Source organism: Methylobacterium sp. yr668 (assembly GCF_900116245.1).
Classification (GTDB): domain Bacteria; phylum Pseudomonadota; class Alphaproteobacteria; order Rhizobiales; family Beijerinckiaceae; genus Methylobacterium.
On record NZ_FOZY01000063.1, the window covers coordinates 1 to 10990 of the forward strand.

The 10990-nt window shown below is 64.0% G+C and carries 15 protein-coding genes; 12 read left to right on the forward strand and 3 right to left on the reverse strand.

Annotated features, from left to right (window positions below):
- From BM419_RS30610 to BM419_RS30645, 6 genes are all read left to right on the forward strand, one after another.
- The coding region (locus tag BM419_RS30610; RefSeq protein WP_348273201.1) for a hypothetical protein at positions 1-271 on the forward strand (271 nt) is incomplete at its 5' end.
- 181 nt (positions 272-452) lie between these two features.
- Positions 453-710, forward strand: a complete 258-nt coding sequence (locus BM419_RS30615; RefSeq protein ID WP_056531020.1) for a hypothetical protein — start codon at positions 453-455, stop codon at positions 708-710.
- Positions 707-865, forward strand: coding sequence for a hypothetical protein (locus BM419_RS32680; RefSeq protein ID WP_157862042.1), 159 nt, complete (start codon positions 707-709; stop codon positions 863-865). Before BM419_RS30615 ends, BM419_RS32680 begins: the two co-directional genes overlap by 4 nt.
- A gap of 2452 nt (positions 866-3317) precedes the next feature.
- Positions 3318-3614 carry a hypothetical protein gene (locus BM419_RS30630; RefSeq protein ID WP_082558007.1) on the forward strand — a complete coding sequence of 99 codons (297 nt, stop codon included), beginning with the start codon at positions 3318-3320 and terminating at the stop codon, positions 3612-3614.
- A 503-nt stretch (positions 3615-4117) separates the two neighbouring features.
- Entirely contained in the window at positions 4118-4366 is a 249-nt protein-coding gene (locus BM419_RS30640) for a DUF6894 family protein (RefSeq protein ID WP_056531030.1), read from the forward strand.
- A 225-nt stretch (positions 4367-4591) separates the two neighbouring features.
- Positions 4592-4822 carry a DUF6894 family protein gene (locus BM419_RS30645; protein ID WP_056531060.1) on the forward strand — a complete coding sequence of 77 codons (231 nt, stop codon included), beginning with the start codon at positions 4592-4594 and terminating at the stop codon, positions 4820-4822.
- Positions 4823-4909: 87 nt separating this feature from the next.
- On the opposite strand, the gene BM419_RS30650 is transcribed toward BM419_RS30645, so the two are convergent.
- Positions 4910-5176 (reverse strand): hypothetical protein, encoded by a 267-nt coding sequence (locus tag BM419_RS30650; protein ID WP_056531032.1) that lies wholly within the window; start codon positions 5174-5176, stop codon positions 4910-4912.
- A 152-nt stretch (positions 5177-5328) separates the two neighbouring features.
- Here BM419_RS30650 and BM419_RS32685 point away from each other — a divergent pair, with 152 nt between their 5' ends.
- From BM419_RS32685 to BM419_RS30670, 5 genes are all read left to right on the forward strand, one after another.
- Positions 5329-5484: a hypothetical protein gene (locus BM419_RS32685; protein WP_165923235.1), complete on the forward strand. Its 156-nt coding sequence runs from the start codon at positions 5329-5331 to the stop codon at positions 5482-5484.
- A 233-nt stretch (positions 5485-5717) separates the two neighbouring features.
- Positions 5718-5996, forward strand: coding sequence for a hypothetical protein (locus BM419_RS30655; protein WP_091928666.1), 279 nt, complete (start codon positions 5718-5720; stop codon positions 5994-5996).
- Positions 5993-7000, forward strand: coding sequence for a tyrosine-type recombinase/integrase (locus tag BM419_RS30660; protein WP_056531038.1), 1008 nt, complete (start codon positions 5993-5995; stop codon positions 6998-7000). The genes BM419_RS30655 and BM419_RS30660 overlap by 4 nt, the downstream gene beginning before the upstream one ends.
- Positions 7000-7632, forward strand: coding sequence for a ParA family protein (locus BM419_RS30665; protein ID WP_056531042.1), 633 nt, complete (start codon positions 7000-7002; stop codon positions 7630-7632). The genes BM419_RS30660 and BM419_RS30665 overlap by 1 nt, the downstream gene beginning before the upstream one ends.
- The gene (locus tag BM419_RS30670) at positions 7629-8000 is read left to right on the forward strand and encodes a hypothetical protein (RefSeq protein ID WP_091928667.1); all 372 of its coding nucleotides are present in this window, start codon (positions 7629-7631) and stop codon (positions 7998-8000) included. The genes BM419_RS30665 and BM419_RS30670 overlap by 4 nt, the downstream gene beginning before the upstream one ends.
- 1460 nt (positions 8001-9460) lie before the next feature.
- Here the strand turns inward: BM419_RS30670 and BM419_RS32690 are convergent.
- A complete protein-coding gene (locus tag BM419_RS32690; protein ID WP_175556424.1) occupies positions 9461-9739 on the reverse strand; it encodes a hypothetical protein in 279 nt (92 codons plus the stop codon).
- A 175-nt stretch (positions 9740-9914) separates the two neighbouring features.
- Entirely contained in the window at positions 9915-10211 is a 297-nt protein-coding gene (locus tag BM419_RS30675) for a hypothetical protein (RefSeq protein WP_091928668.1), read from the reverse strand.
- A gap of 314 nt (positions 10212-10525) precedes the next feature.
- Between BM419_RS30675 and BM419_RS30680 the strand changes: the two genes are divergently transcribed.
- Positions 10526-10894 (forward strand): hypothetical protein, encoded by a 369-nt coding sequence (locus BM419_RS30680; RefSeq protein ID WP_091928669.1) that lies wholly within the window; start codon positions 10526-10528, stop codon positions 10892-10894.
- Positions 10895-10990: the final 96 nt, after the last annotated feature.

Genomic DNA, 10990 nt, shown 5'->3' on the forward strand with positions numbered 1-10990 from the left:
CGTGGAACTGGTCCCCGCCGTCGACCAGGGCAATCGCAGCCTGACGATGCACATCAACAAGGTCCATGCCGTCAGGACCTTGGCGCTCGTCGCAAGGGAGCTCGGCGAAGATGCGGACTGGCTCGCCGATATCGCTACCGATCTGGAGCCCGAAGACGGGCTGATCTGGGTCTACGATCCGCAGTACCCTGACGGAACCATGGCCTTCTCAGACTTTGGTATCGAAAGTCTCCGTAACCTCATCGAAGTCCACCGCAGCGCGCCGAAATAGGACCCCCGCGGCCCACGCCGGATGAATACGAAGAAGCCGTAGAACTCGCAAAGCTCTATCGGTCCGGCCTGCCGAGCGAGTCCGTGGTCTCTGCGACGCTCGCCGCTGTGGATGGGGCGGTACTCTGGTCCGAGCAGGCTGCCGGCACGCCTGATGCGACGCTCCCGCAGGAGGATGAGTCGTGACCTATACCGTCCGACAGCTCGCCGCCGGCAGCTATGACGTCCTGCTCGACGGCGCCGTCGTCGCGTCCCTCGTGCGTGAGGTCGGCCGGAGCGACGCGGTGTGGGGATGGCTCGTCGAGCTCCTCGATGAGACATCACCAGCCGAGCGACCGGCGCCCTTCACGGCGCAGCAGCACGCCTTCAGAATACGTGCAGAGGCGCTGAAATGGCTCGGCATCCCCGAGGATGGCATCTCCGATTTGCCGCCTGGATGAAGGTCACGCACGGCCGGCTCATGACCCTCGGCGTCATGCTCGTCTTCCTCGGATCCATCCGGGCGCTGGAGACTATCGGTGTGGAGGATGCGGTCAGCGCCGGCTTCCTAGCCGCGATAATCGCGACCCTCGTCACATGGGCAATTTCATCATGACCGCGCCGGCGGCAGCGCCGGACGGGGCGTGGGAGCGTCCCGCTGGTAGCGACATCATCGATCGCCTCGATCACCTTCGAGGTTGCGTTGTAGAGCGGCTCCTACGGCTTACCCCTCGTGAGGACCAGCACGCACTGCTGCCACCAGCGCCGAACCTCCTTCAGGAAGGCGACCTCCTCGGCCCGCAAGAAGACCCCTCGCCTCGCCATTCTGCCGCTCCGCATCGCCCTCTGGAGATATGGAACGGGTGCAGAACATAGCGAGGTGGGTAGCCGAGAACGCGAGCATCACCCGGCAATGTGTCACGGGCAGACGCGAACAAAGCTACACCTGTTGACGGGCCGTTAACCATGCGGGGTCATGCTGCCGACAGCGATCGGTCGGGGGGCCGAGCGACGGCAGAGCAGCTCTATGGCCTACCCCCCTGGCCTCGGTGCGGCCTCGCCGTCGCAGTCGCGCTTGCCTAGCGTGGGCCGCTACCCTCGGACCTGACACCGTGCACGAGGGTCGCCAGATAGATGGCGGATGCGATCACGGCGCAGGCCATGACGCCGAGGGCTTGAGCTGCTGGCAAAGTCATACTGCGGACCATGCCGTCCGGTTGTGGCGGGCGTGTTGCCGGATATGGGCAGGGCAATCACGAGCTAGCGATAGGGTATGCTGGGCTCCACGACGGGCGTTTAGGTCACTGTCATGCATTGGTCCTGCCTGATCCTCATCGCCGAACAGGCGTTCGTGCCCGCGCAGTGGGAGCGCGCCTCCGCGCGAAGGGAGGCGGTTCTCGAAGGGCTCGTGCTCGGTGTTGTGGGCGCCGTCGTTGGCACTGGCGCTCTCGCGTTCTCGATGGGCGCGATCGAGATCAGCGGCATAACCCACTGCGTGGACTGGCAGCGGAGGCACGACCAGGTGCGGCTGGACGAGGGACCGCTACCGCCGCTTGCCCCTGAGTGCCCCAGCCCTCAGCTGCCCAAGCACCATGCTGCCGCTCCTGGTCGAACCGACAGGATGTAGAACGATGGAGAAGGCCAGTCCGTCCGAAGGAGTGCCCGATCGGCACGTGCGCTCGGCGGCTGAGTTCAGCGAGCGCTCTGCCACCGAGCAGTGACCTCCCGGAAGGCCGCATCGCCGTCCGCCTCTGACGCGCCTTCCGAGCCGAAGGATCGAACCGACTGGCGCACGAGAACGCCGTCGCGCGTGATCGACCAGTCGAACCGGCCGGGCTCCTTCGCGGAGGGCGTCACGCGCAGCTTGTGGGGGTTCGGTGTGAAGGTGATCATCTACGGCATGTGGGGGCAGACAGGGTCACCCGTCAGGGGATGAGACACGATAAGTGCGCGCCGGACTTTGCCCGAAGCCCCGTCAGCCCGTGATGGGATCGGGCGACGGGTCTCTCCATCCCAGCAATGCCGAACCCCCAGCCGTTGACATCAACCTGCGGTAGTACGCAGAAGCACGGATGTCGAATGACCTTCCCCAAGGCCAAGCCACCTTCCGTGGTCGCGGACTCGCGTTCGTCCACGGCTCCCGCATCGTGGTGGAGATCTGCCCGACCTGTTCACAGTGGAATGCCCCAAAGGCTGCCGAGAAAGGCGTGTGCGGCTGGTGTGCCTACGTCCCATCGTGTGAGGATTTGGAGCCTACTGCGCATGGCGCGCGGCACGAAGCTGCGGTCTGTTAACTGTCGTTGCAGGCGTCAACCCGGCCACCGAAAGCATCGTGAACCTACACAAGCGACCTGATCGCCCCGGCCCGATGCGCGGCGATCACCTCGTTGCAGACCATGCGAGCCTCAGAGGACGTTGCGTAGGTCTCTGCCGGGCGCTCGAGCCGCATCTCACCGTCAGGCGAGAAAACGAGCGTGCGGACGGTGTAGGATGGGACGCGCATCACATGACCTCACCTGCCGGCCACGACCATAACGCGATCTGATCGGTTGGGTGGCCGCGAATTGGCGGGCTCCTTGATAGCATCTGCTACCTCCGGTGGCGTTTGGAGGAGGTCGGCAGTCACCGCGTCCCTTGGAAGCCCTCGGCCATAGACCTTCGCGACGATGGACCAAAATTCCGGTCTAGAGCTTTCAGGAATTTGAGCGAGCCTCCTGTCAATTATAGCCCGGGCAAGCGCAGAAAATTTCTGAAAGTCTACAAGTGAAATCTCAAGCTGAGTTGGCATTGCAGGGTCCTCGCGGACCAAGAATTGCCGGGTCCTCCAGATTAACTTCCGCGACGCACGATTGGATGCACGATCTCGTCGAGCGGCAAGAAATCTCCCACAACGTCGAGGCCAATCGGTGCTGCGACAGCCAAACCCTGCCAGCCCGTGATCGGATCGAGCGGCGAGGCCGAGCCGGTGAAGCGTTGGGCTCACCCGCTGCCCTCCCGTGCGACACTGGTCTCGGGAGACATCGTGCAGGATTGGTGGTTCCCCCTTTCCTACACAAATGAAAGTTCCCATGACCTCGCTCACCCTCGTCGTGGCCATAGCCGCGATGATCGTCACCCCTGCCGTCGCGCAGGTAATCGAAACGCCCACCAGCACAACCGTCGTTGTCCCGCCCAGCGCACCCGGCGTCATCACGCGACAGCCGGGCTCAACCGGTGAAGAAGGCGCGGCTAGCTACTCGCCGACTGGGCGGGCCGCCGATGGTATCGCAGTGGACTCGGCCGCGGCGGGCAATGCAGAACAGCCCTCGCGCGTTGGCACGACGGGCAGCGGTGGCGGTGGCGCCGGGAACGGTGGCGGGGGCTAAACAGCTCGAGCGGGCACGCATACGGTCACGCGTCCTCTCAAGGATCTACCTTCAGCCCGCCCGGTCCGCCGGTGCGGGCTTTTCGTCTCGGCCTACCAGAACCAGACGATGCGGCCGGACACCGCGTGAATGACGAACCAGAGCCCGACGGCCAGGACGAGCCAAGCCACCACGAGGGCCGGATGGGGCTTCCTGCGGGTGCGGCTGGGGCGAACGGGAGCGATCCGATCTATGATTGTGGCGGTCGAGAACATCGTCGGCTTACGATCAATATCCGCCCTGATTGTCTCCATCAAATGATGCGTTCGCCCTGCTCGCCATCGAATGTATGTAGCGCTTGTCAGGCTAGAGTGAGTCATCAGGTCATTCGATATTATGCCCTGAGGTTGATGTAGATGAATGCAAGCTCAGGATTGCTGTGCGAGGTTAGAATACCGCTGGCAGGATGATCTGGGCGCTATCGGCCGAGAGACAAGCGCTCCCGCCCGACAGCGGAGACAGGCATGCCGCGCTACTTCTTTGACATCCATGATGGCCATTTCCAGCGCGATGAGGACGGGACCAAGTGCGCTGATTTCGAAGCCGCGCGCCGGGAGGCGATGATCGCGCTCCCCGACATAGCGCGGTGGGCGATCCCAACCGACGGCGACAGACAAACCTACACCGTGATCATCCGCGATGAGGCGGGCGTCCCGGTCTATACGGCGACACTGACGTTCACCGGCCTGAGATTGAACGATACGGAAGGGTAACTCAGCCAGCTTCGCCTTTTGCCACTTAATCTTCGAGGGCCGCCCTATCCGTCTGAACGGATTTTTGGCCATCAAATGATCTGCATCCCCGTCGCTAGCGAGAGCAGATCTCAGGACGGGTGCAATCGGCAATCGGACATGCCACTGTTACCCGTCGTCGACGGAGTAATCCAGCCGGAAGCGAGTGATGGTGGGCACGCTCCGCCGTGGCCGGCGGAGCATCATATGCCTCGGTACTTCATCGTGACGTCCGATCACGTCACGGTTCGCGACGATGAAGGCGTGCAACTTTCCGGTCGCGATGCCTTGCGCGACACGCTCCGCCGGCTCCTAACCGAGATCTTGCGCGATGAGGGCTACCGCACCGAGGTCAACGAGTTCACAGCCCAAGCCTATGATGAGGCGGGCAAGCTCGTGATGAGCGCAAGGGCCAGCTTCTCAGCTACGGATCAGTAGCGCCAACACGACGCCTGAGAGGCGGAAGCCCGAGATCCTAGTTCGAACCTTCGCGGGCCGCCCTGGCGGCGGGTGCCGAAGTGACCTCTACCCCTGAACGGGGAAACCCATGATGACGGCGGTCGTCACCATCGTGCGACGCCGGTCGGGTGTGGCCGCCTCATCGGCCAGCAGCTTCTTGGCCTGTGGGTGCATCTCGATCGCCTTGGCCACGTCGATGGTGTGACCGGACTTGAAGGCGAACGGCTTGGCGTTCTCGTTCTTCAGGTAGGCGGCGGTCGCCGCTTCGATCTCGTCGTCCGTCACCTCGGACTTCCGGCGCAGGTCGCCGACGCTGGGGATCTCTTTGGCCATGCCGGAGGCCTACCGCGGAGCCCCTGCCCCGTCCACCGACGGCTTAGCCTAGCTGCAACGTCCGATCGAATTGGCGCCCTGACCGGCAAAGGTGCATAGACGCCTCATCCCTCCGCGCAATCCCGTGCATGGGCCACCTAGCGGAGGCCGATATGGCTCGCGAACTCAAGACCGGCAAAGCGCAGCACGTCACGTCCGAGGACTTCAACGAGCGGATGAAGCGCGTGTTTGCCGACAAGCCAGATCCGCGCAAGGCCGAGCCGAGGACGAAGGGCTTCAAGAACAGCAAGCCGCCCACGAACGATTGAGCCCCTGCGCCAGAGGCTACGGCCCTAGCCGGGCGGCAATATCATCTCGGCTCGCCCGGCTCTCGCACATCCCGACCGCGTCCGCATGTCATTGGCCGGCGATAGCCCGATCCAAAAGCAGCGCCACGCTTCCACATGACCACGTTACAACGTGGTAGCGCGATCCCGTTGCCAGTTCCTGCGTTATGAGCTAAGGTCCGATAAGAAGAGATTATCGGACACCAGACGCACGCATGCCATCGACGCCGCCTCGCCTCGCCTTCTCGCACGCCGGGCAGGATTTCATCGTCAAGGCGCGGCCTGTGTCGGATGGCATCGAGGTGCGCGGCTTCTGGCATGCTCGCTCTAGGGGCCGGACCCGGTTCTTTGTCGTCGTGCCAGCCGACGCCATCGAGAAGGCCAAGCGCCCCGATTGGGCCGACCCGGTGCAAGCTGCGCTGAAGCTCGTTCGGAAGCAGATCGTCTCGGCGATCGACGAGGGCGAGCCGCTAGCTGAGGATCCTCAGCCTTGAGCACAGAAGTCAGCCTCCCAGCACCGACCGGACTGCAGGCGTTCGCCGATCAGGCGCGCCAGTACGCGGATCAATCGCGGGCGGCGAACACGCGCCGGGCCTATGCCTCGGACGTGCGAGCCTTCGCAAACTGGTGCGCTGCACGGGGCGAGCCGTCCCTACCGGCGAGCCCTGCTGCAGTGCTAGCGTACCTGATCGACCACGCGACCACGTTGAAAGTTGTCACGTTACAACGTCGTCTTGCCGCGATCCGCGAGCAGCACGCCGCTGCGGGGTTCGATCTGGAAACCTCCTCCTCGGCGTTCCGGGACACATGGCGAGGCATCAAGCGGGCACACGGCCAGCCGGCGGTGAAGAAGCGCCCTCTGATGACGGTGGATCTCCGGCGCGCCGTGGCGACCCTGCCGGACACCCTACCCGGCCGACGGGATCGAGCGCTGATCCTCGTCGGCTTCGCGGCCGCGCTGCGCCGATCCGAGTTAGCCGGCCTGGAGGTCACTCGCAGAGATGGTGCGGCTTGGGTTGAGGAGCGGCCCGACGGTCTGGTTGTCCATCTCGCTCGTAGCAAGACCGATCAATCGGGGGAGGGCGCCGAGATAGGCGTGCCCTATGGCTCGAACATGGAGACGTGCCCGGTGCGCAGCTATCGCGCGTGGCTTAATGCAGCCCACCTGACCGAGGGGCCGGCCTTTCGACCGATCGACAGGCATGGGCATATCGGCACTGAGGCGGTGACCGATCGCGCTGTCGCGCGGATCGTACAGCGCACCGTCGAGGCCGCGGCACTCGCGGACGGGTACTCGCCGGAGGAGGCGCGGCAGCTCGCGGCAGCCTATGCCGGGCACTCGTTGCGCTCGGGGCTCGCCACCTCAGCCGCGGCGAACGACGCGCCCGGTCACGCGATCCAGCGACAGCTCCGGCACAAGCGCTTCGACACGACGAGCGGCTACATCCGGTCCGGGCAGCTGTTCAAGCAGAACCCGGCCGGGATGGCAGGCCTGTGATGCGCGTCCTGGCTCTGACCACACAGAAGGGCGGCTCCGGAAAAAGCACCCTCGCCGCCTCACTCGCAGTCGCGGCTATGCAGGATGGTGAGACCGTCGCGGCCCTCGACACGGATCAGCAGGCGTCGCTCGCAGGATGGGGGCAGCGGCGCGAGGCCAACGGCCTGGACATACAGCGGGTCGAGCCTTCGGCCTTCGCCGGCACGCTCGGCAAGATCCGGGAGGCCGGCGCGGTCTCCCTCGTGATCGTCGACACGCCTGGCCGGTTCGGACCTGACGTCGCCCTGGTTCTACGGGAGGCCAGCCTATGCCTCCTGCCGGTGAAGCCATCGATCCTGGACGTCGAAGCGGCGCGGCCGACGGTCGAGCAACTGCGGCTCCTGGGACGACCGTTCGCCTTCGTGCTCAATCAGTGCAATCCGACGACCCAGGCCCGAACGCTCGATGCGGCGACAGCTCTCGTGAGCACCGGGGCGCTAGCACCCTCGATGGTGGCGACGCGCTCGGACTTCCTCGACTCCATGACGACAGGGCAGGGCGTCACGGAACTGGCTCCCAAGGGTAAGGCCGCCGTCGAGGTTCGCCTGCTCTGGCAATGGATTAAGGCGCAGCTCGGAGGCGCGAAGGCATGAGCAAGAAACCCCGCCCTTCGATTAACGACCAGCTCGCCCGGCTCGCTGCGCAGGCGCCCGCACCCGCCACCCACACACCACGCGACCCCGCTACCACGGGGCAACGTGACAGCGTGGAAACGTTGCAGCGTGGAAACGTCCTTGATGGGGCGAACGTCAGCGAGCTTGCCGGTCCGGAAGGGTACAAGCGCCGTGTTCGGTACGAGAAGCCCCACGCCTCGATCTATGCGCACCCGAAGGTGTTCAAGGCGCTTCGAGAGATCGCGGCGGCCACCGACTGCAAGCCACACGACCTCTACATCGAGGGGCTCCGGATGGTGCTGCGCCAGCACGGGCGGGACTTCGACGCTCTGAACCGAGGCGAGTAGCCACGTGATCACGTGATCACGTGGTGAAGCGCACGGGCGACTACCGTTAGCGATAGGGTCCCGCGCGATGACTTCGCCGAGGGGTTTAAGGTCGGCTTTCAGGCCGTCCAGGGCACCGTAGAAACGATCCTTGGTATGCTCCCGGACCAGATACGCCGGGCAATCTGAAGCCGTTCCTTATGGGCGTCCGGCGCGGGATCCGGGCTGCGATGGGAACCCCAACAAGGCAGCCGAACGCCAATCCGTGTGTAACGCGACCACGCTGTCACGTGACAACGTGGCCGTCCGCTGGAACGCCGATAGCGCCTGCATCATGGATCAGTCCGAGCGCGGCAGGCCCTGCCGCTTTGCGTGGGCGGCCACCCAGCTCATGGCAGTACCGTCGCGATGAGGGAGCACACTGTCCGGCCGAGTTGGGGCTGGCCGGGCTGACCACGGCGACCTTGGCAGCGATCTCGCGGGGGATCATTGCTGCACTTGCTCAGTTAATAGGTGCAGCGCACAATGAGCGCTCGACCGGCGGGCTACCGTTCGGCTTCCGCTCTTAATCGGACGGATCTCGACGGCCTCGCCACCAAACCCTGCCACCGATCGGAAGGACTGCCCACCATGATCCTGAAGGGCTTCTCTTACGCGATGATAGGGGTGTTCGCCTGTGGCCTTGCGTTGACGGTTGTCGGCTCGGCCAGCCAGTTCCTGAGACTTTAGACCCGCCACTCGGGGGCTGCCTGAGCCGCCGTTGATGATGATCTAATCGGCTAACGGCGGGGTGCGAGCTCCGCCGTTTTCGTGTGCAAGGTTGGGGTAGCTCAATGCGCAGCGTCCCTCTCGCCTCGAACGCCGTCGTCTCGTCGTCGGTGCGGCCCCCGGACCTGCTCTATGACCTCTCGCGTTGCCTCCAAACACGGAGAGCGTCCGATGCCCGACAAGCCACGGACCTCGAACACGCAGGATCTCACCGAGACCGAGTACGACGCTGCGCGCTGGGCTCGAGCGGGTACCGAGCTACGGTCCACTCCTCCGATCAGTCCCAAAGCACCATCGGACCCAGCAGAGGGCCCGGATGTCGGCTTGGCGCAGAAGGGCACCGACGAGGATGCTGTCGTGAAGCGCGAGACCGAGGTTTGAGCGCTCGGAAGACGCACGTCCAGCCTCTCAGCCTCACGCATAAATCGGAGCAATCCTCGAGACATCCAGCTTGGCCATAAGGCGCCTCAGAACAGCCGAGCTGACGAGGCCATGATGACCAAGCCGATCATCCTGACGAACCGCCTCGTCGACGCTGTCGTGACGGCTGCCATGGCGTTCAGCCTGGTCGTGCACGCGCAGTTCATGATCCTGCCGCTGCACTTCGTGTGAGCAACTGCCAGCCGGCACAGCTCCAAGCATTACCTATCGCGAATACGCGTGAGGCAATCATACCCACGCACCCGCCTCGCTCGCGAACTCCGCCATATCGATTATTGACCGTCGGTCTGTCGTCCTTGAACTACATCTGGAGGCAATAACGCGAGGTCAATCAGATCCTTCACGGTCGCCCCGGCCACACCGCGAGGATCTTCGCTACCTACTAACTTGAGGTTTTCAGCCAACATTTTGATGATCGCCACTCGCTGTTCGTCGGCCATCAACGATATAGTCATACCGAGAGCCGACTGCAGAACTTCGAAACGCACCGTCAGGTCGCGGAGCTCTTCGAGCAAAATATTTTCGAGTGGCGAGGACACGGGCAGCTCCACCGGTACCAATGATCCCAAAGTAGCGCGCTTGTTGAGGTTCGCCTGCGTGAGGGCCTACTCACTTCGGAGGTATGAGGTCGGCAAGCCGTGTGCTGTCCGCCGCAGCCGATGTGATCGAGGGCGCGGCGGTCGGCCGACGTGGGGCCAGGGTGCGGGCGACGGGCGGTCTCAGACATCAGCAAGCCTCCGGCTGAGCAGCGATCTCGGTCTCGGTCAGCTCCGCAGTGCGCAGGACGGCTGGCCCCACGAAGTCGGCGACAGCGCGGCCCTTCTCGTCGTCCGGCAGGCTGGCGACGATCTCCAGGCCGACAGCGGATCCGAGCAGCAGGACATGCAGCCAGCCGGCGGCATCCTCACGGCGGGCCAAGGTGACGGTGAGCGGGCCGGCGTGCCCATACACGGCAACCTCCTGATAGTGGGCCGTCGAGGCGTCGGCCTTCGTGCGTGTCGTCAGGGTGATGACGTTCGACATGGTGGCTCCTCTCAGGCTGCGGGACGGGTCAGGGCGGCGTAGCTCGCCAGGACTTGGCGCCGATCGTTAGCGGCCCGCGCGTTGAGTGCGCGGCATGAGGGCTCAAGCCCGGCCGGGTCCGTCTCGACCTTGGCGAGCCAGTGACAAAACTCAGCGCCGCTCGTCCCGATGAGAAGCCAAGCTGTCTAGCGCAGAGAACGGAGGCGGGCGCGCATCTCGACAGGGAATGACAGCGCCTCGGGGTTCGAAGCCCATCGGGATGCGTTGTCTTCTACGACAGGGCGCGTCCAGCGCTGCCCCCTCAGGATACCCCAATGAACATTATCACCCAGCTGATCTCCAAGATTGTTCATTTTTTTCTTGGTAGCGAATATGAGCGAAGAAACAGCGCCATGGCTAAAGAGAAAGAGGCAGGTGTTTACGTAGGCGAAACTGAGGCAAAAGCCAGGAATTTCGAAGACGATTATCATGCCGCCACAAATATGCTGAGGACACGGATGGATAGAAATTTCCCTGACAACTTTCACGCAAGGCTGGGTTCGGGTAAGAATAGCCCCTACGACCACGGAGAGGATCGGGCACTTGCCGTCGACACTACGTCGATCGCAATAGCTATGGCGCTTCGGAACGGATCTACCGTGAGACAGGCAGCCGAAGCGGGCGCGGCGAGCGTGGGTATTTAGCCTAGGTAGGGGACTCATTCAGGTCCATGCGATGACACAGGAAACGAGGGCGATGGCAGCGAGATAGTTGCAGGCCAAGCGATCGTAGCGGGTCGC